At 62.3% G+C, this 24,314-nt stretch carries 22 protein-coding genes and 1 riboswitch; of the genes, 10 read left to right on the forward strand and 12 right to left on the reverse strand.

What is annotated here, in order from left to right; translation table 11 throughout:
• The first annotated feature begins 2 nt into the window (after positions 1–2).
• A riboswitch (yybP-ykoY riboswitch) is annotated at positions 3–204 on the forward strand.
• Between the two features lie 7 nt (positions 205–211).
• From F7R11_RS17565 to F7R11_RS17595, 7 genes are all read left to right on the forward strand, one after another.
• Positions 212–1,219 carry a sodium:calcium antiporter gene (locus F7R11_RS17565; RefSeq protein WP_064806639.1) on the forward strand — a complete coding sequence of 336 codons (1,008 nt, stop codon included), beginning with the start codon at positions 212–214 and terminating at the stop codon, positions 1,217–1,219.
• Positions 1,220–1,335: 116 nt separating this feature from the next.
• Entirely contained in the window at positions 1,336–1,941 is a 606-nt protein-coding gene (locus F7R11_RS17570; protein WP_197495061.1) for a class I SAM-dependent methyltransferase, read from the forward strand.
• Between the two features lie 99 nt (positions 1,942–2,040).
• Positions 2,041–2,709 carry a dihydrofolate reductase family protein gene (locus tag F7R11_RS17575; RefSeq protein WP_064806635.1) on the forward strand — a complete coding sequence of 223 codons (669 nt, stop codon included), beginning with the start codon at positions 2,041–2,043 and terminating at the stop codon, positions 2,707–2,709.
• 499 nt (positions 2,710–3,208) lie between these two features.
• Positions 3,209–4,795, forward strand: a complete 1,587-nt coding sequence (locus F7R11_RS17580; RefSeq protein ID WP_064806633.1) for an isocitrate lyase — start codon at positions 3,209–3,211, stop codon at positions 4,793–4,795.
• Positions 4,796–4,960: 165 nt separating this feature from the next.
• Positions 4,961–5,857 (forward strand): alpha/beta fold hydrolase, encoded by an 897-nt coding sequence (locus F7R11_RS17585; RefSeq protein WP_064806631.1) that lies wholly within the window; start codon positions 4,961–4,963, stop codon positions 5,855–5,857.
• A 518-nt stretch (positions 5,858–6,375) separates the two neighbouring features.
• A complete protein-coding gene (locus F7R11_RS17590) occupies positions 6,376–6,651 on the forward strand; it encodes a hypothetical protein (protein ID WP_064806629.1) in 276 nt (91 codons plus the stop codon).
• A gap of 86 nt (positions 6,652–6,737) precedes the next feature.
• Entirely contained in the window at positions 6,738–7,802 is a 1,065-nt protein-coding gene (locus tag F7R11_RS17595) for a restriction endonuclease (RefSeq protein WP_167317184.1), read from the forward strand.
• 267 nt (positions 7,803–8,069) lie between these two features.
• On the opposite strand, the gene fes is transcribed toward F7R11_RS17595, so the two are convergent.
• The 5 genes from fes to F7R11_RS17620 form a co-directional block, all read right to left on the reverse strand.
• Positions 8,070–9,788: an enterochelin esterase gene (gene fes / locus F7R11_RS17600; RefSeq protein WP_064806625.1), complete on the reverse strand. Its 1,719-nt coding sequence runs from the start codon at positions 9,786–9,788 to the stop codon at positions 8,070–8,072.
• Positions 9,788–12,253, reverse strand: a complete 2,466-nt coding sequence (locus tag F7R11_RS17605) for a TonB-dependent receptor (RefSeq protein WP_082932896.1) — start codon at positions 12,251–12,253, stop codon at positions 9,788–9,790. Before F7R11_RS17605 ends, fes begins: the two co-directional genes overlap by 1 nt.
• Before the next feature lie 136 nt (positions 12,254–12,389).
• Positions 12,390–13,385: a FecR domain-containing protein gene (locus F7R11_RS17610; protein WP_064806622.1), complete on the reverse strand. Its 996-nt coding sequence runs from the start codon at positions 13,383–13,385 to the stop codon at positions 12,390–12,392.
• Positions 13,386–13,404: 19 nt separating this feature from the next.
• Complete coding sequence (locus F7R11_RS17615; protein ID WP_064806619.1) at positions 13,405–13,908, reverse strand: sigma-70 family RNA polymerase sigma factor; 504 nt, start codon at positions 13,906–13,908, stop codon at positions 13,405–13,407.
• A 71-nt stretch (positions 13,909–13,979) separates the two neighbouring features.
• Positions 13,980–14,606, reverse strand: a complete 627-nt coding sequence (locus tag F7R11_RS17620; protein WP_064806617.1) for a TetR/AcrR family transcriptional regulator — start codon at positions 14,604–14,606, stop codon at positions 13,980–13,982.
• Positions 14,607–14,733: 127 nt separating this feature from the next.
• Between F7R11_RS17620 and F7R11_RS17625 the strand changes: the two genes are divergently transcribed.
• Complete coding sequence (locus F7R11_RS17625; protein WP_064806614.1) at positions 14,734–15,696, forward strand: SDR family NAD(P)-dependent oxidoreductase; 963 nt, start codon at positions 14,734–14,736, stop codon at positions 15,694–15,696.
• A gap of 193 nt (positions 15,697–15,889) precedes the next feature.
• On the opposite strand, the gene F7R11_RS27060 is transcribed toward F7R11_RS17625, so the two are convergent.
• The 3 genes from F7R11_RS27060 to F7R11_RS17635 form a co-directional block, all read right to left on the reverse strand.
• The gene (locus tag F7R11_RS27060) at positions 15,890–16,042 is read right to left on the reverse strand and encodes a hypothetical protein (RefSeq protein ID WP_156669029.1); all 153 of its coding nucleotides are present in this window, start codon (positions 16,040–16,042) and stop codon (positions 15,890–15,892) included.
• Between the two features lie 186 nt (positions 16,043–16,228).
• Positions 16,229–16,828, reverse strand: coding sequence for an NADPH-dependent F420 reductase (locus F7R11_RS17630; RefSeq protein ID WP_064806612.1), 600 nt, complete (start codon positions 16,826–16,828; stop codon positions 16,229–16,231).
• Positions 16,829–16,900: 72 nt separating this feature from the next.
• Complete coding sequence (locus F7R11_RS17635; RefSeq protein ID WP_064806610.1) at positions 16,901–17,635, reverse strand: SDR family NAD(P)-dependent oxidoreductase; 735 nt, start codon at positions 17,633–17,635, stop codon at positions 16,901–16,903.
• 106 nt (positions 17,636–17,741) lie between these two features.
• Between F7R11_RS17635 and F7R11_RS17640 the strand changes: the two genes are divergently transcribed.
• Positions 17,742–18,689, forward strand: a complete 948-nt coding sequence (locus F7R11_RS17640) for a LysR family transcriptional regulator (protein ID WP_064806608.1) — start codon at positions 17,742–17,744, stop codon at positions 18,687–18,689.
• 251 nt (positions 18,690–18,940) lie between these two features.
• On the opposite strand, the gene F7R11_RS17645 is transcribed toward F7R11_RS17640, so the two are convergent.
• Positions 18,941–19,456, reverse strand: a complete 516-nt coding sequence (locus tag F7R11_RS17645) for an Lrp/AsnC family transcriptional regulator (RefSeq protein ID WP_064806606.1) — start codon at positions 19,454–19,456, stop codon at positions 18,941–18,943.
• 160 nt (positions 19,457–19,616) lie between these two features.
• Between F7R11_RS17645 and F7R11_RS17650 the strand changes: the two genes are divergently transcribed.
• The gene (locus tag F7R11_RS17650) at positions 19,617–20,633 is read left to right on the forward strand and encodes a 1-aminocyclopropane-1-carboxylate deaminase (protein ID WP_064806604.1); all 1,017 of its coding nucleotides are present in this window, start codon (positions 19,617–19,619) and stop codon (positions 20,631–20,633) included.
• Positions 20,634–20,671: 38 nt separating this feature from the next.
• Here F7R11_RS17650 and F7R11_RS17655 read toward each other — a convergent pair whose 3' ends face one another.
• The 3 genes from F7R11_RS17655 to F7R11_RS17665 form a co-directional block, all read right to left on the reverse strand.
• A complete protein-coding gene (locus F7R11_RS17655) occupies positions 20,672–21,484 on the reverse strand; it encodes an arylamine N-acetyltransferase family protein (protein ID WP_151180543.1) in 813 nt (270 codons plus the stop codon).
• A 34-nt stretch (positions 21,485–21,518) separates the two neighbouring features.
• Complete coding sequence (locus F7R11_RS17660; RefSeq protein ID WP_064806601.1) at positions 21,519–22,511, reverse strand: bifunctional helix-turn-helix transcriptional regulator/GNAT family N-acetyltransferase; 993 nt, start codon at positions 22,509–22,511, stop codon at positions 21,519–21,521.
• Positions 22,512–22,604: 93 nt separating this feature from the next.
• Complete coding sequence (locus F7R11_RS17665; protein ID WP_031328736.1) at positions 22,605–24,176, reverse strand: methyl-accepting chemotaxis protein; 1,572 nt, start codon at positions 24,174–24,176, stop codon at positions 22,605–22,607.
• Positions 24,177–24,314 lie beyond the last annotated feature (138 nt).

Genomic DNA, 24,314 nt, shown 5'->3' on the forward strand with positions numbered 1-24,314 from the left:
CGCCCGTTGTCATTGGGGAGTAGCCATTCCGGGCGCAATGCTCGGAAGTCCACGTCAACAAACTTGAGGCGCTAAAGCCTCATGGTGTGGACAGCGTCCGCTGCAAGCGGAATCGCCAGGCGAGACCTTTGGCCGCAACGTGCTCCCCAGGGCTGGGCGACGCGCGTTGCTGTGCCATTGGTTTATCGCGTCGCCTGGCCCCTCACATTTCATGCTTCTCACAATTGGCCTTTTCCTGATGTCAGCAGGCGCCATCTATCTGGCCTGCGAGTACTTCGTCAACGGCATTGAATGGTGCGGCAAGCGGTTGAACCTGGGCGCCACTGCGGTGGGCTCGGTGTTGGCCGCATTTGGCACCGCACTGCCGGAAAGCGCCGTCACGTTTGTGGCGGTGGCGTTTGGCTCCACGCCCGAGAAGAAGGATCTCGGTGTCGGCGCGGCAATGGGCGGCCCGCTGGTTCTGGCGACCCTCGCCTACGCCGTGGTGGGACTGGCGTTGATCGCAAACCGGAAACGCCTTGGGCGACCCACGACAGAAGTCAAAGTCGATCACATGCGGATGAGCCGCGACCAGGCCGCCTTCCTCGGCGTCTTTGTCGTCAAGGTTGCCCTGGGGCTGGTCGCCTTTGCCTACAAGCCGTGGCTGGGTGTTCTCTTCCTTGCGGCGTACGCCGTCTACGTTTGGCGAGAAATCAGGGATGGCGATACCGCGCCAGAAGAAGAGGAACTGGAGCCCCTGTCGATCCGGCCCAAGCAGGCAGAGCCCGCGCTCGGCTGGGCGGTACTGCAAGCCGTGCTTGCGCTCGTGGTGATTGGCGGCGCCTCCCATGTGTTTGTGTCGCAGCTGGAGTCGATCGGCGCGGCGCTGCAATGGCCGCCCTACCTGGTTGCGCTGCTGCTGAGCCCTGTTGCCACCGAGTTGCCGGAGACGATGAACGCGTTGATCTGGGTTCGCCAAGGCAAGGAGCGCCTGGCCCTGGCCAACATCTCGGGCGCCATGATGATCCAGGCCACCATCCCGAGCGCACTGGGGATCTTCTTCACCCCCTGGCGCTTCGATGGGCCACTGCTCGCATCCGGCGTCATCACTGCCGCAGCCATCCTGTATCTCTGGGCCATGTTCCGGCGGGGCATGGTGCACGGGCGCACGCTTGTCCTGGCCGGCAGCCTGTATGCGGTCTTTGCACTTGTGCTGGTTGTCCGGTTTTCCAACGGCTAGAAGCGAGAAGCGACGCAGGTCCAGATGCAACGCCGGCCGGCTACCCAGGGTGGTCGATCTCCATCAGAATGCGCGTTTCAAATCGCGTGGATTGACCCCGCGCTCCCGGAGACATCATGAAGGCTCCCGCTGGAACCGCCGGCTACGGCAGCCGTGCAACCGAGCTGGCTGCGCAGTATGAAAGCATCACGTTTGAGGCGGTTCATCGAGATGTCATCCACCTCTTTCCGCAGCATGACGCCGATGTGCTCGACATCGGTGCCGGCTCCGGCCGCGATGCTGCTGCACTGGCTGCACGCGGGCATCGCGTTGTCGCAATCGAGCCGACGCTGGAACTACGCCAAGAAGGAAAGCGGCTTCACCCGCTACCCAATCTCGAATGGGTGGACGATCACCTGCCGCTGCTGCAAGTAATGCGCAGCAGCGCGCGGCGCTTTGATCTCATTCTGCTCACCGCAGTCTGGATGCATCTTGACGAAGCGGAGCGGAAGGCTGCAATGTCTGCCGTGGCCGAATTGGTGCGCGCTGGTGGCGTCATCGTCATGTCGCTTCGGCACGGCCCGGTTCCGGAGGGGCGGCAAATGTTCGACGTATCTGCAGACGAGACGATCGCTCTCGGCCAGCAAGCCGGCTTGCAAGAACATCACCGCAGCACGCGCGAAGACATGCTGGGCCGGGGTGATGTGACGTGGAGTTTCCTCGCCCTGAAGCGAGAACCCTAAGCTGCCGCAGCCGGATAACGCTGCTCCAATCAAGGATGGCGTCTTCAAGCACGGCACGGCTGCGAATACCCTGTTGGACGTCTACACGGAGGCAAACCGATGGCACGCGTTCGAGTTGCAGGCTTCACCCTCTCGCTCGACGGATATGGAGCGGGTCCGAATCAAGGCATCAACAATCCGCTCGGCGATGGCGGGATCGAACTGCACCAATGGTTGATCCCGACACGCACGTTCCAGCAGAACTTGTTCGGCAAGGACGGCGGTACGACCGGGGTGGACGATGAGTTCGCTGCCCGTGGCTTTCAGAATGTGGGGGCCTGGATTCTCGGGCGCAACATGTTCGGCCCCATTCGCGGGGAATGGCCGGACATGAACTGGAAAGGCTGGTGGGGTGATAGCCCGCCGTATCACGTTCCGGTGTTCGTCCTGACCCATCATGCGCGACCCGCCATCGAGATGGAGGGCGGCACGACGTTCCACTTCGTCACAGGAGGCATTCACGAGGCGCTCGACCGTGCACGCGAGGCCGCCGCCGGAAAGGACGTGCGGATCGGTGGTGGACCGAACACCATCCGGCAGTATCTTCGTGAAGGCCTCATTGACGAACTGCACATCGCGATCTCGCCCGTCCTGCTCGGCCGGGGGGAACCGCTGTTCGAGGGGCTGGACTTGCGGGCGCTGGGATACGCGTGCGTCAAATCCGTCGCGTCGGAGAAGGCCACGCATGTCGTCCTGCAACGCCAGGGGCATGCGGACGCCGGCGCTTAAGGCCTCTCTGATCCGACCGCGCTTGGCCTATGCATGGATGGCCGAGCGCGCCGTTGGCAACAGCCGGTGCGTCTCGGTCGCCCGGATCGGCCACTGCGCCAACTGCGGGGCAATCTCACGCGCCCACAGATTCCAACGGCTAAATGCCTCAAACCGTGCGAGGTCGGGAAACCGCCGCCAATCCCCCAGCGGTCATCGCTCGCGCTATCCAAGCCCGCCCAACTCCGACGACTGAAAGCTCGTTTCACATTACGAAATTCGTCTGGAATTTCCCCGGCGCTTCGTTTTCGTCCCGCGAAAACACTTTCCGCATTGCGGAAAACATCACGTAACTCATTGAAAAATAACAACAAACAAAGTCTTATGTCTTATATAAGACCTTGTTGCGACGCATCAAGGCGGCACTACAATTTGGTCATGCGGTTCGCTTCGAGTTTCGACAAACGTGGCGACACACCCAGCCAGTTACTCAAACACGTTTTGCCCTTAGGAGAGACACATGGCCCAGTACCAAGACGACATCAAGGCAGTTGCCGGTTTGAAAGAAACCCACGGCAACGCATGGAATGCGATCAACCCGGAATACGCTGCCCGCATGCGCGCGCAGAACAAGTTCAAGACGGGTCTGGACATCGCCAAGTACACCGCCAAGATCATGCGCGCCGACATGGCTGCCTACGACGCTGATCCGGCCAAGTACACCCAGTCGCTGGGTTGCTGGCACGGCTTCATCGGTCAGCAGAAGATGATCTCCATCAAGAAGCACTTCAACAGCACCGAGCGCCGCTATCTGTACCTGTCGGGCTGGATGGTTGCTGCGCTGCGCTCGGAGTTCGGCCCGCTGCCGGACCAGTCGATGCACGAAAAGACTTCGGTCAGCGCGCTGATCCGCGAGCTGTACACCTTCCTGCGCCAGGCGGATGCCCGTGAACTGGGCGGCCTGTTCCGCGAGCTGGACGCTGCCAAGGATGCTGCTGCCAAGGCCGCCATCCAGCAGAAGATCGACAACCACGTCACCCACGTGGTGCCCATCATTGCCGACATCGACGCCGGTTTCGGCAACGCTGAAGCCACCTACCTGCTGGCCAAGCAGTTCATCGAAGCTGGTGCATGCTGCATCCAGATCGAGAACCAAGTGTCGGACGAGAAGCAGTGCGGCCACCAAGACGGCAAGGTCACCGTGCCGCACGAGGACTTCCTGGCCAAGATCCGCGCGATCCGCTACGCGTTCCTGGAACTGGGTGTGGACGACGGCATCATCGTGGCCCGCACTGACTCGCTGGGCGCAGGCCTGACCAAGCAGATCGCCGTGACGAACCAGCCGGGCGACCTGGGCGACCAGTACAACTCGTTCCTCGACTGCGAAGAGCTGTCGGCCGACCAACTGGGCAACGGTGACGTGGTCATCAAGCGCGACGGCAAGCTGCTGCGTCCGAAGCGTCTGCCGAGCAACCTGTTCCAGTTCCGCGCCGGCACGGGCGAAGCACGCTGCGTGCTGGATTGCATCACCTCGCTGCAGAACGGTGCTGACCTGCTGTGGATCGAAACCGAGAAGCCGCACATCGCGCAGATCGGCGGCATGGTGAAGGAAATCCGCAAGGTCATCCCGAATGCCAAGCTGGTGTACAACAACAGCCCGTCGTTCAACTGGACGCTGAACTTCCGTCAGCAGGTGTATGACGCCATGAAGGAAGCCGGCAAGGATGTGTCGGCCTACGAGCGCGGCGCACTGATGAGCACGGAATACGACGACACGGAACTGGCAAAGCTGGCTGACGAGAAGATCCGTACGTTCCAGGCTGACGCATCGCGTGAAGCCGGCATCTTCCACCACCTGATCACGCTGCCGACGTACCACACCGCCGCGCTGTCGACCGACAACCTGGCCAAGGAATACTTCGGTGACCAAGGCATGCTGGGCTACGTGGCTGGCGTGCAGCGCAAGGAAATCCGTCAAGGCATCGCCTGCGTCAAGCACCAGAACATGTCGGGCTCGGACATCGGCGACGACCACAAGGAATACTTCAGCGGCGAAGCAGCACTGAAGGCAGCAGGTAAGGACAACACCATGAATCAGTTCCACTGATACGGGTCCTGCCTCCAGCAAAACGCCAACCTTAGGGTTGGCGTTTTTTTTGGAGTGGCTCAGTGAAAAGACGCGCCGGCTGGGGCACCATGCTGGGTTGACTGCGGCATCAGGCACCCCGCGTCGAACACGAAGATACGCTCTCACTCCACCACCCCACCCTCCATGCTTGGTTCTCTGGTTGATAGCCTGCTGACACGGTTTTCGAAGTTACATCCCAAGCGCCAAGGCGGTGACGTTCTGCCGACCTTCCAAGTCAACACGCCAGTCGGGCCGATTCGCGCATACGACTCTGGAACCACGAAACCGTGCATCGTGTTTGTGCCGGACGGCCCCAATGTGATCGAACACTATGCGGTGTTGATTGGCTTGCTCGCGCAGCGCTTCCGGGTGGTGTGCTTCGACATGCCGGGCTTTGGATTTTCTTTTCCGCAGCCAACCTACACGCACTCTCTGGTGCAGGGCGCGAAAGCCGTGCTGGGCGTTCTGGACGCGCTGGGAATCAAGACGGCTGCGCTGGCATTCAGTTGTGCCAATGGCTTCTACGCCCTGCAAACCGCCCGCATGGCGCCGGAGCGCATTACGCATCTGGTGTTGTCTCAAACACCATCACTGCCAGCGATGCACGCCTGGGCGCATCGGAACGTCCCTCGGCCGCTGCACGTTCCCGTCATCGGGCAGGTGGCGGCGTGGCTGTTCCGACAAAAGGCGGCGCATCGCTGGTATAGCCGTGCGCTACCTCGAACAACCGATACGCAACCTTTTCAGCAGACCGCACATCACGCGCTTTCCGGCGGCGGGTGTTTCTGCCTGGCGGGTGTAGTTCAAGGGTTGATGCGCGAGAACGCAGCAACGCAGCAAGCCGTCACGACGCCCTGCACCATCATCTGGGGGACGCAGGACCATTCGCACCGCGACACCGATCCCGACTCGCTGCGTGCGTGCATACCCCATGCGGAGATGCTTCGCTTTGAAGACTGCGGGCACTTTCCGGATATTGAGCAGCCCGAGCGCTATGCCGCGATTTTGATTGAACGCATCGCTGGCAACGGCGCCATGTAAGCCCCAGCGCAACACGCCGCACCTCGCACACGTGTGACATGGCGAAAGCCGGCTCGGCATGCGCATAGGTTCAGTAGCAAATGCCCGTTGCCGTGGAATTGGCGTTGATGGTGGCCTTCCTACTGTGCCCCTCTCCATAAACCCCAACTTGCCCGGCTCGCTGGCCGCCCGGTAAACTGCCCGGGCTCGCGCAAACAAGCGCAGCCGGGACTGCAATCCCGAATTCAAGTTCGCCCGTGAGTGCCGTTATGGCCCTTGCGCGCCGTCGTTCGCCTATACGGGCGGGCCCGGCAGGGAGGGCCTCACGGCCCTGCCGGTTGTTGGTGAACTTGATCGGTATTGCAGACCTTGCCGTGTGCCCGCCCACCCTCAACGGTGGGCGGCTCCCCTACTCAACAAGTTAGAGAGCAAGACGATGGCATTACTGATTCAGGCTGTTCCCTTCTCTTGCGGACGCTGCTCCGCGCATTTCCCCTCCCCGCCTTGTACTGATCGCATGCTCTTTGCGGAGGTGCACGATGGCGCTTAAACGTAACCGCGACTATCTGCAAGGCGCGCTGGCAGCTCGCGAATTCTTGCGGCGAACGCAGGCGGGGTTGAAGCTGCATCGGCAGTTTGAGCCGAGGGTGTTTCGGTGGGAGTTTCAGAGTTACGCCTGTGAGAAATCGGCGGAGTACCACGCGGGTTTTTTGGATGGGATTGGGGTGTATCTGCTCACCACGCTGGAGGGGGTGCTGGTGGAGTTGTATCGGTGGGAGTTGTTGGAGGCGTTGGAGCGGGGGCGGGGTAAATAAGAAGGTGTAGTTGCTTTCCCCGGGACGGGCGGGGAAAACTGGCGAGGAGAATGCCCCAGACGGTTACAGAAATAGGGAGTTACCACATGCTCACACCAATGATGGTTCAGTACCTTGTAGGGCTCTGCTGCCTCGGACGCGATCCAGAAGCGGTGGATGTCACTATCGGGGACATGGTCTTCGATGAAGCAGCAGAGAAGGAGCGAGATGTGGATGTGACGGTCACCATTGTCGACGAACATGGTGAAGTTACCGCATTTAAGGCTGCGGAGGTCAAGCACGAGGGAAAACCGGTAGACGTTGCGACAGTGGAACAACTCATCGCGAAACTAACGGATATGCCGAAAATCACGCACAAAGCGATCTTTTCCACAGCCGGCTATACAGATGGGGCTCGCACCAAAGCCAGGAAACGAGGCGTAAATCTGTATACGCTTCAGCCATGGGAAAATCCAATTGGTATCGATTTTCCCGATTTTTTAGGCGTCGGAACGCCTAGCGAGTTCTTGTTTTGCTTCCGAAGTCATCTTCTCTATTGGCACCAATATAAATGTACCTATAGCTTACCTGCAACTTCGATACCGAACATATTAGATCTAGCAACCCGTACGGTAGAAAGTAGCGGAAAGCCTCATCCCAGGTGGCCCACCTTAGGGGACTATCAGAAGGATTTACTGCTTCGCTCCACAGGGATTCTATGCATGCAAGATGTAGCTCAGGCAGCATTGCAAGCATTCCCTCATGAATCAACTGACGAAGAAGCAGAATTCACAATGGGGCCAGAATGGCCCCATACTCATACGCTCGATATTGAGCGAGACGACGTTCATCTGGTGCTAAAAGATGGCAGCACCGTGTTGATCAATGAGGCAACAATTACTGGCCTTCTCCAATGGAGAAGAAGAACCATAAAGCCGAATTTCATGATTCTTAAAGATGCTTTCGATAATTCAGCATTCTCTGGAGCCGCTATAACTCACATCGGGACTGACGATGGCCGTATGTTCGCCTTGATATTCCCTGAAAAAGGACGTCAATTGTCAATACATCGATTCCAGATCCCTGATAAGCAACGAAATATGATCCGTAAACTCAGCATAAAAGACACATCTTATTTGGGTGGATATCGTGTATCGAGACGGCAAAGCTAATAGCGCCTGCAACATCGTGGCGGCCCAGTTGCCGATGTGCTGTTGTAAAGACAGTTGAGCTTTTCCCCCACACCACAAACTCCGTCCGACTCACCACATCTTTACGCCCCATAAACGACTACACCCGCCGTACCCCTGGTAGCTACGGCAGCTGCTCCGCACGCAGCCGACGGCGTTCTGCGCGGCTTTTCCGAAGACAGCGAAAGGCTCCGGCGTAACGCAATAGAGCGCCACGCCGATCGGCGCGGGTAGCTACATCGCGCACAGCTACCCCGCCTCACCAACCCGCCCAGGCAACGCAGCCCCCTCCCCCGGACAAGCCCGCGTCGCCTTCTCATCCAACACGCTGGGCTCCCCCAACAACGCAATCAACCCACACGCCAACGTCCCCCGCCACTGCAGGTAATCGTGCCCACTGGCGAACTCGGCATGCCGTACCGGATACCCCTTGGCCCGCAGCACTTCGCGCATGTGCCGCGTGGTGGTGAAGATGTTGACCGCACCACGCCCATCCTCAAACTGCCCGGCCTCCAGATAGAAGCGCAGCGGCAGGCGCGGGCTGGCGGCGTAGGCGCGCATCATCCAGCCGGGCGTTTGCGGCGGGCGGTCTGGTGCGGAGTCCGGCGCCCACCAGAATGAGCCGGACTGGCTCAGCACCAGGCCAAAGCGCTCGGGGTGCTGCAGCCCGGCATACGCAGCTGCCAGCCCGCCGTAGCTCGACCCAGCCACCACGGTGCGCGCCGCGGGTGCCGAGAGCCCCTGTGCCGCGGCCCACGGCATCAGCTCGTCGGCCAGGAAGTCGGCAAAGGCGGGATTGGGCGGCAGTTGCGTGGCGCGCGCCGCTGCGCTCGGGTTGGACAGGATCAGCGCGGCGGTGGGCGGAATACGCCCTTCTGCGATGAGGTTGTCGAGCACCGTTGGGGTGGGCACCGTCGACAGGTAGGCATGCGCATCGAACAGCACCAGCAGCGCCTGCGGTGCGGCACCGGCCGGGCGGTAGACGTAGACATCGCGCGCTTCACCAAGCCGCTGGCTGTTGAGGCGGTGCGCCGTTACGGTGCCGGCCGGTACGTCAGCGCGTCGTGTAAGCCACGGCTGGGGCGGTGCGCCGGGCAACTCCAGCACGGACTTCTGCTGATATGCATCGCCCTCGGTATCGGGAAAGCGCCGGGGGTTGAGCGGATCGCGCTGCAGCGTGGCCAGCAGCAGGCGCCGGCGCTGTGCGGCGGGAGCATCCGAGTCGGGCACGTTGGGCGCGAGTTGATAGCTCAGGCGCGTGCTGGCCGGTACGGCGTAGGTCTGGTACCAGACGTCGGTGTCGCCCAGGCGCTGCAGGGCGTCATGGTTGCCGCTTGGGCTGCCGAGCAGCGTGACGTTGCGCACCGGCCCCCGCCACAGGAAGGTCAGCAGCACCATGGGTGTGCCGTCTTGCGCGGCGGGCGCGGGCTCGACCAGTGGCGTGCCGATTTGGGCAACGTCGTGCCAGAAAGCATCGGTGCCAGTGCCGTGGCGCACGGCCTCTGCCAGTGCGCGAATGCGCGGGCTTTGCGGCAGTTCCGGCGCAGGTTGCTGCTGGGCCTGGGCGACGATGCGTTCAATGCGCAGCGCGTAGCGTGCGCCGGGCATCGGCACACCACCTGCCGCACCCGCCACAGCGGCGTCGTTCGGGTCGATGCGCAGCGTGTACACGCCATCAGCAGGCGCGACGAACAGGAAGCTGCGTGACAGCGACAGCGGGCTCAGCAGGCGGCGCACGTGTACGTCGCGAGCATCGAGCAGGTCGAGCGCCGCAGCGGGGCCATCGAGCGTGCCCTGCACAAGATCACCCGCATGCAGCGTCACGCGGTAAGGCAACAACGTGCCGGGTTGCCAGGTTGCGTTGACTGACTGGCCAACAGCCACGTCAGCAACTGGCGCTACGGGTGAAGCGGCGACAGCCGTGCTAGCCGCCAGCGCCCAGGAGAGCAGAAAGAGAGCGTGGCGCATCAGAAGTCGATCGTGGTGGTGAGCTTGAAGGTGCGGGGCGCGTTCTGCGTGACGTAGCCGTCGTTGAACGAGCCTGCCCAGTAGCTCTTGTTGAGCAGGTTTTCTACGTTGGCGAAGAAGCCGACGCGCTTGCCCATGATGCGGGTGAGGTAGCGCACACCGGCGTCGTAGCGCGTCCAGCTGTCGATGCGCTGCGTGTTGGACGAATTGACGTATTGCGCGCCGGTGTAGGTGGCGCGGCCGGCAAGCGTCAGGCCCGGCACCCAGGGCACGTCCCACTCGGCGCCCAGGTTGCCCGACCAGGTGGGCGAGCCGAAGGCGGTGTTGCCGTCGTAGAGGCCGTTGGCGGTATGCGTGAGTACCGAGCGCGTATAGGCAACGCCGCCCAGCAGGCGCACACCCGGTGTGACTTCGCCGGCAATGGTCCATTCGATGCCGCGGTTGCGGCGTTCACCGTCGGGGCTGTAGAGGTTGGTGGCGTTGTCTTTAACCAGGCTCGGACGGCGGATCTGGAACACGCTGAGCGTTTGCGTCAGGCGGCCGTTCTCCCATTTGATGCCGGCCTCCATCTGCTTGGTCTTGTACGGCGCAAACACCTGCTGGTAGTTGCGCGCGGTGACGTCGGTCACGGTGTCGCCCTGGCTCAGGCCCTCGATGTAGTTGCCGTATAGCGAGAGGCCCTGCCCCCACGGCTTGACCACCAGGCCCACCGAGGGCGTGATGGCACTTTGGTCGTAGTCGGCAGTCTGCGCGCCGGTGGCTGCGCTGAAGCTCTTGGCCTGCACGCGCTGGTGGCGCGCGCCTAGCGTCAGCAAGACAGCCTCCTGCGCAAACGCCATCGTATCGGCCACTGCCAGGCTGGTGAGCGTGGTGTCAGAGGTCTTGGGCGGCTCGCCGGGCTCGGGCGCGATGATGGCCTGCACCGGCGCGTAGATGTTGGAGATGAACGAGCGGCTGGCGTTGTTGACCGTGCCCGTGCGCAGGTCCAACTGGGTGTAGCCGACCACCAGCCGATGTTCGACGGGGCCGGTGCGCACGGTGCCGCGCACGCCAGCCTCGGCCGAGAGCGTGTCGGCAAACCCGCGCTGGTGATACGTCACACCCGTGTAGTTGCCGTTGGGCTGGATGCCGTTGGCACGCGTGCCGTTGATGAAGCCGGAGTAGCGATGGCTGAGCGTGCCGAGCCCGGCATAGGCCGTCCAGTCGGGCGCGAAGTCGACTTCGCCACGGGCCACGATGGCCTGGTTCTCGATACGACCGTGCACGCCGCGCAGAATGTTGGTGCCCGGCGCAGGCGGGCTTACCACGTTGCGCGTGAACGAGGCCATCCAGGCGCTGCCGTTGCGGATCTCTTCGTCGCTAGCGTAGGCATCGACCGAGGCGCGCACATGCTCACCGGCGTAGTCCAGGGCGATGGCGCCCAGCTCGCGCCGCCTGCCCTGCCCGTCCAGGCCGGTGCGCCCATCGCCATAGGCCCCGTTGAAGCGTATGCCCACGGCCTTGTCGTCGCCAAAGCGCCGGCCCATGTCTACCGCGCCGGCCACGTAGCCGTCGGACTGGTAGTGGGTGGAAAACTGCATGACGGGCTTGGCCGTTGCACGCTTGGGGATCAGGTTGATGGCACCGCCCACAGCGCCGCTGGGCGACATGCCAGTCAGCAGCGCGGTGGGGCCACGCAGCAGCTCCACACGGTCGATGAACTCGGTAGGCGCATGGCCGAAGGGGGCCAGGCCGTACATGCCGTTGAACGCAAGGTCACTCGACGTAATGTCGAACCCGCGCACGGTGTAGTTCTCGTAGATGTGCCCGGTGGACGTGGTGTAGCGCACGGTCGGGTCATTGGCCAGCACGTCGGCAATGGTCTGCGCCTGTTGGTCCTGAATGGTGCGTGCGGTGTACGTGGTGCTGCTGTAGGGCGAATCGATGGCGTTGGTGTTGCCCAGCAAGCCGAGCTGCGCATCGCGCGCGATCTGGCCACCCGGGTAAGTCGCCCCGCGTGCGGCAGAGACGGTAGCGGTCGGCAGCGTTACCGTGGCAGACGACGTGCCCGTTGTCTCGACCGGCGTGGGTGCGGGTGCAGGCTGAATCGCGAATCCGCCCGGCACCGGTTGCGCACGTAGGCCAGTGCCTTGCAGGAGCGCATCCAGACCATCAGCAGCACCGTACTGGCCGTGCAGATCAGCGGTGCGGCGGCCCGCCAGGTCTGCCGCGTCATATGAGACCAGCACGCCAGCCTGCACACCAAAGCGCGTGAGCGCCGGTTGCAGCGCGCCTGCCGGAATGGCATACGACTGCCGCGCCGTTGCAGCAGCAGAGCCGGCCGGCGCCGCCTGTACACCCACATGCGGCGAGGCCGCCGCCAACAACGCGACAGCCTGACCAATAGCCAGCAGATGCCGGCGAAGACGCAAGGTGCTGGGTTGGCCGGCAACTTGCGTTGAAGCAGACAGCGGATAGCAGCCCATCTGTGATTTCCCCCTGATGATGTTGTGGTTGGGATTGATTGCTATTCCCGTAGGCCACTTGAGGCGCGCAAAGCCCTCACATCGGAGGCAAAAACTTTTCTATGGGGTGTCGGGTGGAGATAGCAGCGGGCACGGCTCAGTCACGCGCCGAGACCATGACCCAGTAGCGGCTGAGCGTGCGGACCTGCACGGGCAGCACGTGCGGCAGGGCTTCCAGCACGCGCCCGGTGTCATCGATCGGGAACACCCCCGAGACACGCAGCGCGGCCACGTCAGGCGCGCAGCGCACCCACCCAGGGCGATACCGCCCAAGCTCGGCGAGGAAGGTCGCCAACGGCATCTCGTGCACGGCCAGCATGCCGCGCACCCAAGCTGCGTCGTCCATGTTGGTGTCGTCTTGCGCGTCGGATGCATCAATCGCTAGCCGGGTGAAACGCATGCGTTCTCCCGCGCGAACGACGCGCGCCACATCCGGCGCCGCTGCGGGGCGAATCTCGACTGCGCCTTCCTGCACGCCAACGCGCGTGCCGCCATTGGGCAAGCGGCGCACCGTAAACCGGGTGCCGATCGGGCGCAGCGTGCCGTCTTCGGTATCAACGTACAGCGGCCGGCCCAGTGTGTCGCGGCCCGTGGTCACCTGAATGGCACCGGCACGCAGGATGATGCGGCGCGCTGCCGCGTCCAGGCGCACGTCGATTGCGCTGGCGGTATCAAGTTCGACGTGTGTGCCATCGGCCAGTTGGATGTGGCGGCGTTCGCCTGTGCCGGTTGCATAGGCATCGCCATCCGCGCCGGGTTTTGCGCAGCGCCAGGCAACGGCGCCACCCAACACCAGCGTGGCCGCCGCAACGCCAAGCACGTGGCGCCGCCCCGGATTGATCGCGCGCCGGGGTTGCCGAAGCACGGCGCGCCCAAGATCAGCGGGCAGCGCCGCCAGCGATTGCCAGACGGTCTGCACGTGTTGCCACGCCCGCTCGTGCTCGGGATGCTGTGCGCGCCATTGCGTGCAGGCATCGTGGTCGCGCGCAGCGGCGTCGGGTGACATCAGCGTGATCATCCACTGCGATGCCTGCAGCGCAACGGCAGGATCGATCGGCGGATCAGGCTGTGTGGGCAAGGTGGTGCAAGACATCGGTGCCGGGTGCGCTCCGCTAGGCCGAAAAACAGCACTGGTGAAGCGCCTTGACCAAGTAGCGCTGCACGGTGGCAACGGACACCTCCAGTTGCGCAGCAATCTCGGCCTGCGGCACACCGTCGAGTTGAAACATCAGGAACGCGCTTCGTACAGCGGGTGGAACGGCCTGCAAGCGGCGGTCGATCTCCACCAGGGTTTCCAGCACGATGGCGCGCGTCTCCAGATCCGGCACATGGGCCACGGGCAGCGCAGCCAGCGCTTCCAGGTATGCCTGTTCGATCTGCCGCCGCCGGAAGAAGTTGGCCACCAGCCCATGCGCAACGGTGGCGAGGAAGGCGCGAGGCTCACGCGCGGCAATCTGCGCATCGCGTGCGAGCAATCGCGTGAAGGTGTCTTGCGCAAGATCGGCCGCATCGGCGGCATTCCCCAGGCGCCGTCGCAGCCAGCCGTTCAGCCAACCGTGGTGGGCGATGTACAGCGACTGGATTTCATCGACGGGCGGTCGCTCGACGGCGGACATTGGCAAGCATGGCGGCGTAACAAAGCGCCATATTATTGCAAATGCGAATCATTATCAATAAAGGATCAACTTTATGGCCCCACGTTTCCACGCCGCGGCAGGAGCACTAGGTCGGCCGCTTCGTCAGCATCTTTCAGGAGCGTCTTGCGCGGCGTGCCTATCTGCGCACGCATTGTCAACCCACGAGCAAAATCCGTGACTTGCGTTGCGCGCGCGACTACGGGGAAGTCAGATGCGATTTCTCCCGCACTGATCCCGTCCCGGAAACGGCGCTCCACTAGCGCCGTGCCACCCGCAACGGCGTTCTGCAGAAACCGCTGAACCTCAGCGTCGTTCACAAGCGGCGCGACGCAAACCATAAGGCAACCCCGGGCGGACCCTTTCTCGGTCGCACTCTCGACGGCGAACCTCAAAAAGCCTGCGATAGAGTCGCGAAGACTCTCTGGCGCGAGGAGCGCCTTCGCGGCTTTTGCGCCCTTCCGCTCCGCATACGTCTTAAGGACGCGCAAGAATATCGCCCGCTTGTCGCCGAAGACGGCATACAGGCTCGGCCGTCCCACGCCCATCCCCGCGACAAGGTCGTCGATCGTGACGCCGTCATAGCCTTTCGACCAGAACACCTGAGTTGCCTTTTCCAGTGCATCCATCTCGTCGAAGCTGCGGGGCCGACCACGCGGCGCAGGTGAATTCTGAACCATTTAGTTTCAAACTCCTTGACACCTGTTCTTGCACGAATATATAACTGAACAGTTCTAAATTGGCAAGTTGGCTCCAGCCTTGCAGGACCATACGGCCCGACCTTAACCCTCTACCACGGAGACGCCCTTGGAACATTCGATCGCTCTCGTAACCGGCACCACCTCCGGGCTCGGTCATGCTGCAGCCCGCCTTCTTGCTGGAGAGGGCTGGCGCGAGATCGTCATCACCGGGCGCAGCCTGGCTCAAACCCGGGAAACGGCCGCACTGCTTGCGGCGGAGACCAAAAGACAGATCTTCACGCCGCTCGAGCTGGACCTGGACACGCCCGCCAGCGTTCAGTCCGCCCTCGCCGCGCTTGTCGAGCTAGGTCGGCCGATCGATTTCCTGCTGCTCAATGCCGGGATGGTCCCGGGCAAGCAGCGGGTGATCACTGCGGCAGGCGTCGAGGCTTCTCAGGCCCCGCTCATTGGCCATCATCAATTGACGGTCGGATTGCTCCGCGCCAACCTGCTGAGCCCCAACGCACGGATTGTTATCGCCAGCGCGGAACCTGCCCGAGGGGGCGTACCCATGTTCAAGTACACCGACGTGGACGCACTCGCTGTTAAATACCATGGAGGCGACCTGACCGCCGCTATGGAAGCCCTGCTGCACAATGGGCCGAACGTGAGGTATGTGCCCAACAATGCGTATGCCGACGCAAAGCTCATCGTTGCCTGGTGGGCTGCGGCGCTGGCGCGTCGGCTGCCTTCGGACATGGCCGTGTACGCTGTCTCGCCTGGTGCGGCAACCTCTACCAAGGTTTCGCGACAAGCTAGCCTGGCCGTGAAGTATCTGTTCATCCCGATCGCGAACCTCATTCCCGGCATGAATCAGACGCCGGAGACGGCGGCAGGCCGATATTTGCAGGCCTCGAAGTTCGGAACCGACGTCTCAGGGCAATTCTTCGCCTCGGCTGAAGGGAAGTTCTCGGGCCCAATTGAGGCGCAGCTCCAGCCACACCTACACGATGGCGCTTTTCAAGAAGCCGCGTGGCAGGCCGTCGTCAACGTCTCTGGCGTTAACCTGCCTGTCGTCGACTTGCATTAGGAGATCGGCCGTCCGCAAGATCTGGACTTGGCTGACCGAGTGGTTTGAAGAAGGTTGTCTGACCGAAACGGGTCGGTAGCTGCCGTTGGTCAACGGAGTGTCGGCTGTCCGCTTTCGGCCAGAACCTGTCATTCAGCGAGCGGGGAAACCCGCCGTTTGAACGGCTGCAGTACTCCGGAAGCTGACGAACGAGCTACATGCACAATTCGGCCAAAGCCGACAGCGGCCGATCAGGAATACGCAGCCGTCCCAGGTCGATTTCCCGACATTCGCGAATTGGTACAGGCCCGGCGTCCATTGCTGCAAAGAAATCCTTCACGATCTGAACATTCTCTTCGATGCTCATCGAAGCGCTCTATTTTCCTTGCATCGGATCGTGCTCGATCTAATCGGATACCTAGTGGATCTGCCGGTGAGAACATGGCGCTAGATGATCGGAGCACGGCTTACTGCCGCCCCCTCGCTTCAATCAAACTGTGGCTGCCCTTTGTCCACGAGGCGGGATCGGATCGAAACTTGCGACCACGGTAGATCAGTCGAACTTCACCAGATCCTTAAAGATCAGTTGACCCCAGCGATTTCCGCGCGCGTGCACAAGCAGTCCACCTTCCGAAAGCCCGCCAAGTTTGATCGGCGAGAAACCGAGATTTTCCGCAAGCGCGCCAATCTCCGCTGCGGCACCGTCATCGTCGCTCGCCAGGAACACGACTCTCCTGCCACCATGTACGGCCGGATCCTGTTCAAGGACGGCAGCGCCCAAATGATTGAAACCCTTAACCAGTCTGCCGCCAGTGAAGGCCTCCGCGACGGCCCAGGAAGAAGGTTGTCCCCCCAGCTCCTCAGGAGGCACTCCGTAGGCATTGGTCACATCGACGATGATCTTGCCCGTCCAGGTGGGCAGCGCCTTCGCGACATCTCGGTGGGACTCGAAACGGACAGCCAAAAAGACGACGTCCGCCTTAACCGCTTCCGCCAGTTTTTTGGGAATGATCTCTGGTCCGATCGCGGCCGCAGCGGATGCAAAGCTTTCCGGATCACGAGTGGTTGCAACGGATACGTCAATGCCGCTTCGGGCAAACGCCTTGGCAAGCGCCTGGCCGATCTTGCCGAAGCCAATAATTGCGTAGCTCATACATTTCCCTTTGGTTTACCACGCCCTCCGGGCTCCGAATATCGAGTGGAGTGACCGGCCGGGCGTAGCGTGTCAGAGTTGCGCAAGGCCGCCGTCAACGGCAACCTCGCTGGCGGTCATGAAGCTGCTGTCCGGCGACGCGAGAAAGGCGGCCGCCGCTGCGATCTCTGCCGGATCGGCCATGCGCTGGAGCGGAGTCATCGCGGCGAAGACTTTCTGGCCTTCCTCGCCTAATGCTTCCTTCGCGAGTTCGGTGGCCGTCGCCCCGAGCGACAGCACGTTGACCCGGATGCCGGTGCCCTTCAGATCCTCCGCCCAGGTCCGAGCGAGGTTGCGCACTGCCGCCTTACTCGCGCTGTAGGCGCTCATTGCCGGGGCGCCCGTGGTGCCGGCGCTCGATCCGGTCAGGATGATCGAACCGCCTTTGCCCATCAGCGGCAGCGCCTTCTGGACCGTGAAGATCGTACCCTTCACATTGGTATCGAAGGTTTCGTCAATGTGCTCGGCGGTGATCTTGCCGAGCGCAAGCTGGCTTCCCGCCCCGGCATTGGCGAAGACGATGTCGAGGGTTCCGCGCTCGGCCTTCACCGCCGCATAGAGCCGGTCGAGGTCGTCCAGGTCCGAAACCGAGCCCTTGACCGCGCGGGCATTGGGCCCGAGGTCGGCCACAGCGGCGTCGAGCACTTCCTGCCGCCGGCCGAAGATGAAGACGAAGGCGCCCTCCTCGATGAAGCGCTTTGCTGCGGCGCGGCCGATGCCGGTAGCGCCGCCGGTGATCACGGCGGTCTTTCCATTCAGTCTGTTCATGTCATGCATCCTTCGAAATAAAAGCGACAAACACGATTCTGATGGGCTTGATTCATGAAGTGAATTGACTAAATATCTATGAATTTCATCTATTCTTTAGATACCTATGCTCGATAACGTAACCATCAATCAACTTCGGGCCTTCGTTGCCGTGTGTGACCGAGGAAGCTTTTCCGGGGCTGCGCGGGAGCTGAGGCGTGCACAGTCGGCGGTTAGTCACGCGATCAGTGCGCTCGAGAGTGCCTTTGATGTGCTGCTGTTCGAGCGCAACGCGCGCAAAGCGACGCTTACGGCTGCGGGCCGCAGCCTCCTGCCTGATGCTCGTGGGGTGATCTCACGCACCGAGGAAATGAAGATGCGCGCGGTTGCGATTGCCGAAGCCGGGGTGCCACAGGTCTCGATTGCAGTGGATACCTATTTTCCGCGCGCGCACCTGATTGAATGCCTGCGCAGCGTGCAGTCGGACTTTCCTACCGTTGCAATCAATCTGCGCATGACGACCATGCAAGGAGGCGAGCGTCTGGTTCTCGAAGGCACGTGCGCATTGTCGGTGACGATCACCGACGTTCCGGAACTGAGCCCGGGCACCATAGAGAGGCTGCATTTGTGTGAAGCGCAAATGGTGACCGTCTGTGCGCCATCGCATCCGCTGGCCGCAATCAGGGGGCCGATCCCGCGAGAGGAATTTGGCCGGCACATCCAGCTCGTCGTAACCGACAATCAGCCCGATGCGGAAAAGACACAACACGGGGTCGCCGGTGAACGCCAGTGGCTGGTGAATGACCTCGGTGCGAAGCACGATTTGCTCAGGGGAGGCTTATGCTGGGGGCATATGCCGCGTCACGTGGTTGCGGAAGACCTCGCGAATGGAACACTTGTCGAACTCCAACGGCGCGCATGGCACATGCGCCCGCTCACGTTCATGATCTCGCAGCGGCGCGGGTACTCGTTTTCAGAATCCGAGACACGGCTGGTCGATCTCCTTGGCAATCGTCATCGCTTCTCAAAGAGTGCCAGCAAGCGCTCTGTCTCACGCAAAGGCAAAAAAGCATGAAGGCCCGCCGCGCCGCGTAAGCAACAGCCAGTACGGCCCGTTGTTCCTTGATGAGTGTCCGCAAAGTAGGTAATCAGCAGTCAGCCTTCTGGAGTCTTCAATGGCTGCAGCGGATCGCGAAGACTCATTCACTCTTGTCGGACGCCTTCAACTTGCCGACCGACTCGGTGCGGCGAGCGTCCGTTCCATTCCAGAAGCGGTCACGGCGGCAGCAGGTGTGCGAATGGCAGCTATGGGTCGAAAACAGTAAATCAAACCACCACCTCCGTCCGACTCACCACCTCTTTAAGCCCCATAAACGACCGCACCTGCCGCACCCCCGGCAGATACAACAGCTGCTCCGCATGTAACCGCGTAAAGCTCTCTGAATCCCGCGTGCGGATCAGCAGGAAGTAATCAAACTCCCCCGTCACTAGGTGGCACTCCATACAGCCGGAGATGTTCTGCGCGGCCTTCTCAAAGGCGGCGAAGGACTCCGGCGTGGAGCGGTCGAGCACCACGCCGATCAGCACCACGGTGCCCGCCCCCATCGCCTGCGGATCAAGCAGCGCGACCGTCCCCCGGATCACCTTGGCGGCCTTGAGCCGCTCCACCCGCCGCAGGCATGCGGCCGGGCTCAGGTTCACACGTTTGGCCAACGCGACATTGCTGATGGAGGCGTCTTTCTGCAGGGCGCGGAGGATCGCTTTGTCTGTTCGATCCAGCTCGGGCGGCGGCGCGGTTGGTTTTGGCGCTGCCTTGGCTCTTGCACGCAATTTTGTTGCCATAAATAGTATTTACACACAATTTCAGATACCAGCGTACCTGATTCTGCGTGCCATGATGCGTCAACAAGCCAATCTTCACAACCCTGTTTCGTGCGTTGTTCCCTAGCATGGAGGTACCCGATTTCCTCTCCCTTCACCCATCTGAACCGGAGCAACGCACATGAACCTGCAACGCTTTCCCCGCCACCCGCTCACCTTTGGGCCGACGCCCATTCAAGCGTTGCCGCGCCTGTCTGCCCAGTTGGGCGGCAAGGTGGAGATCTACGCCAAGCGGGAGGACTGCAACAGCGGCCTGGCCTTTGGCGGCAACAAGACACGCAAGCTGGAGTACCTGATTCCGGAGGCGCTGGCGCAGGGCTGCGACACGCTGGTCACCATTGGCGGCATCCAGTCGAACCACACGCGGCAGGTGGCGGCGGTGGCGGCGCATCTGGGCATGCGCTGCGTGACGGTGCAGGAGAACTGGGTGAACTGGTTTGACGGCGCGTATGACCGCGTGGGCAACATCCAGATGTCACGCATCATGGGTGCGGATGTGCGGCTGGTGGATGCGGGCTTCGGCATCGAGTTCAAAGCAAGCTGGGAGCAGGCGCTGGAAGACGTGCGCCGCGCGGGCGGCAAGCCGTATGCGATTCCCGCCGGGGCGTCAGACCACCCGCTGGGCGGCCTGGGCTTTGTGGGCTTTGCGGAGGAAGTGCGCGAGCAGGAGAAGGCGCTCGGCTTCACCTTCGACTACATCATCGTGTGCTCGGTCACGGGCAGCACGCAGGCGGGCATGGTGGTGGGCTTTGCGGCGGATGGGCGTGCCGACCGCGTGATCGGCATTGATGCTTCCGCCAAGCCGGAGCAGACGCGTGAGCAGATCCTGCGCATTGCCCGGCAGACGGCCGACAAGGTAGACCTGGGCCGCGACATTACCGATGCCGATGTGGTACTCGACACGCGCTATGCGTATCCGGAATACGGCGTGCCATCACAAGAGACGCTCGACGCCATCCGCCTGTGCGCCCGCGCCGAGGGCATGCTGACGGACCCGGTGTATGAGGGCAAATCGATGCAGGGCATGATCGATCTGGTCCGCCGGGGTGACATTCCGGCGGGCTCGCGCGTGCTGTATGCGCACCTGGGCGGCGTGCCCGCGCTGAACGGTTACAGCTTCCTGTTCCGCAACGGCTGATCTGCACGCACACGACAGCCGGGGTGGAGTGACGTCGATCAGGCCCACTCCGGAATGTCGGGCACGCGCAGCTGCTCGACCTCCGGCAGATCAAACCCAAAGTGGTCGGCAAGCAGCGTGCGCAACGCGGTGCGGTCAGCCAACTCGATCTTGTGCGACACACCTGCGCGCACGATCGTGACGTTGCGGTTCAAGACGGAGACGCGCCCGTCTTTCGTCAGCGCACGCAGCAGGATCTGATTGCGGAACGGGGATGCCGGGTACGTTGCCGTGAAGTGGTTTCCCATTTCAAAATCGGCCGGACCTTCCTCTTCCAACGTCGACACCCAAGCATCCACGGGCGGTTTGTCGCCCACTTGCGCGCGCAGGCTCCAGCGGTTTGCGTCGCGCACCATCCAATGGGTTTCGCTGTCGATCGTGGCCGGCACGCCCTCCTTCAGCGGCACCGGCACGCGCGGCGCCAATGCACCAAACCCAGCATCGACCACAAACGTGCCCTCTTCCAGCAGCACGGTCAGAAACATGTGCGTGCGGGCCATCTCCGTGCGGGGTCTCGATACCGTCACCCGCGCCAACTGGCGGACCGGCTGAAAACCGAGCTGCTCCAACACTGCAGCAAGCAGGGTGGAATGCTCAAAGCAGTAGCCGCCACGGCGTGCACGCACGAGCTTGTTCTGGAGGCTGTCGAGGTCGATGCGGATGCCGCGCCCGAGCAGCACATCCAGGTTCTCAAATGGGATGTGCAGCATGTGGGCGCGAAGCAACCCGGCCAACGTGTCGTAGCTTGGGCGAACATCGCCGCCCCATTGGATGCGGTTGAGATACGCGTCCAGATCGATGGAAGGTGTCACGTGCAACGTCCTTGCGAAATGACCGAAGTCACGACTATGCACGACCTTGCGAGCGTCGGTGGAATTGCTGTTCCGTCACCGTGCTGCCCCACTGCGACCCTTCTTCTTCCTGCGTGAGCACAAAGCCGAACGACTCATACAGGTGGCGTGCTGCATCCAAGCCCTTGAAGGTGTTCAGATAGGTTTCGTCGAAATGCGCATCGGCAAAGTGCATGGCGCGCGACATGAGTTCGCGCCCAACGCCAGTGCCGCGCAACGCATCATCGACGATGAACCACCGCAGGTGCGCAGCGCGGTAGTGGGGGTTGCCGTCCATCGCCAGCGACGCCAGGCAGCGGCCGTTCTCCACGCATAGCCACAGCGCCTTGTTGTCATCAGGCAGCGCGGCCGCAAACGTGGCCAGTTCCGTTGCCACCCGGCGCTCGAAGAACACGCCAAACCCCCAGTGCTGCGCATAGAACCGGCCGTGCAGGCTGGCAATGTCGCCAATACAGCCGGGGACGTAGCCTTGCACGATCTGGATGCCGCCGCCGGTGCCACTTCCGGTGCCGGCTTGCTGCGGCGTGTGATCGTTGTCATCCGCCAACGCGCTGACGTACTGCGACAGCGACGCGAGCAGCCGCTGTTGGTCCAACGGGGCGAGGTGGCGCAGCGCGTTCGATACCTGGCCAGACGCATAGGCGTCGATCTTGCGGCGCAACTGCTGGCCAGCGCGGGTCAGGTAAAGCTCGGAAGATCGGCCGTCGCCATCACACGCACGGCGCTCGACCAGCCCGTCGGATTCCAGCCGAGTGACTTGGCGGCTGGTGCTGGATTTGTCCAGCCGCAAGCGTTCGGCCAGATCGCGCGCCTGGATGCCGGGCGTGCCGGCAATCTCCAGGATGGCGTGCACGGCGGAGGGCGGCAGATCGCTCTGCGCCAGCGTGCTGCGCATGAAACCGAGTTCACGCACCAGTCTGCGCGACACCTCGCGCAACTCGCTGATGGTTTGCTCGCGGGGCTGGGCGGGCGCCTCGATGAAATCCATGACAGCCTCGATTGGTTGCGTGGAGCAACCAATATAGTTGCATGGAACAACTTCTACAAGCCGCCCGCTTCTGCCCTGCGCTACGCGTGGTCTTCAGGCAAATGCTGCGCCGGTGCCATTCCCCATGCGGAACACCGATACTGCGCGCCGCAAGGTCGTTGCCTGCTCTTCGAGCGACTGCGCTGCCGCTGCCGCCTGCTCCACCAGCGCGGCGTTCTGCTGCGTGACTTCGTCCATCTGCACGACGGCCTGGTTGACTTGTTCGATGCCCCGGCTTTGCTCGGCAGACGCCGCGGCAATCTCGGTCACGATCTCCGACACGCGGCGGATGGCCTCCTTCACTTCGGCCATGGTCTCGCCCACTTCGGCAGCCTGTTGTGAGCCCGCCTGCACCACGGCAACGGAGGCGCCAATCAGACCCTTGATCTCCTTGGCAGCCGAGGCCGAGCGTTGTGCGAGCGTGCGCACCTCGCTGGCGACCACGGCAAAGCCTCGGCCCTGCTCCCCGGCCCGTGCGGCTTCCACGGCGGCGTTGAGCGCCAGGATGTTGGTCTGGAAGGCGATGCCCTCGATCAACCCGGTGATCTCGGAAATCTTGCCCGAACTGGTGCTGATCTGGTCGATCGTGCCGACCATCGCCTGCACGGCCACGTTGCCGGCCTGTGCGATGGTGCTGGCGTTGGAGGCCAGCGCATCGGCCTGGGCGGCGTTCTCGGCGTTCTGCTTCACGGTCTCGGTCAACTGCGTCATGCTCGACGCGGTTTCTTCCAGCGATGCGGCCTGCTGTTCCGTGCGTGAGGACAAATCAATATTGCCGGCGGCAATTTCCTTGGACGCCACCGTCACCGATTCGGCCGAGACCTTGATGCCGCGCACCGTTTCGGTCAGTTGCTCGTCCATCTTGCGCAACGCGACCAGCAGTTCGCCAAACTCACCCTGCGTGTCGACAACGATGCCGTTCTCCAGCTTGCCACCGGCAATGTCGTTGGCCACGTTGACGGCGCGGCTGAGCGGGCGCGAGATCGCACGCAGCAAGTACCAGCACATGCCCACACCCACTGCAAACCCTGCGCACACCAGCACGATGGCCCAGACAAGAATCCGGTGGTACGTGGCATCGCTATCGGCCGCAAAATCCTTGGCCTGCGCCACGTTGATGGCGATGTCTTGCTCGATCAGGTCGCCCATTTCTATGTTTGCAGCGGATTGGCGGTCGGTGATCTGGACCACCGCGTCGGCGTGACCCGCTTGCAGCGCGCTCACCGCGTCGTTCACGTTCGCATTGAACTGCGGCAGCGCCTCATTGAACTTGTTCGCAATGCGACGCTCTTCCTCGCTGGTGATGCTGGCGGGGAAGTATTTCTTCCAGCTGCTGTTGATCTTGTCCATGTCCTTACGGAGCGCTTCAACAAACGCTCGCACTTGGGCCGGATCGTCCTTGACCAACTGCGCACGACGTAACTGCAGACGTGCATCGAGCTGCGCCGCGCGCAACTCCCCCAACTGCACAATCGGCAGCGTGTTGCCGGTGTAGGCGTCGGCCATATTGCTGTTGAGCCGAATCAAGCCCATGACACCAAACACGCCCGTGGCGAGCAGCAGTGCCAAGCAAAGACCGAAGGCCGCCAAAAGTTTGAACCGTACCGAATGCACCATTGAGCCCATGTTTTCCCCCGACCGTTGCCCAGTGATAAATATTCCGCATGTGAGACATGCCTAAAGCGCATATCGGCGTGCGACTGGTCCGCTGAAGAGGATTTTTGCGTTTCTCTGGGTGCAAAGGCACCTCACACAGACAATGCT

Origin of the sequence: Ralstonia insidiosa (genome assembly GCF_008801405.1) — a bacterium.
In the GTDB taxonomy this organism is placed as follows: Bacteria; Pseudomonadota; Gammaproteobacteria; order Burkholderiales; family Burkholderiaceae; genus Ralstonia; species Ralstonia insidiosa.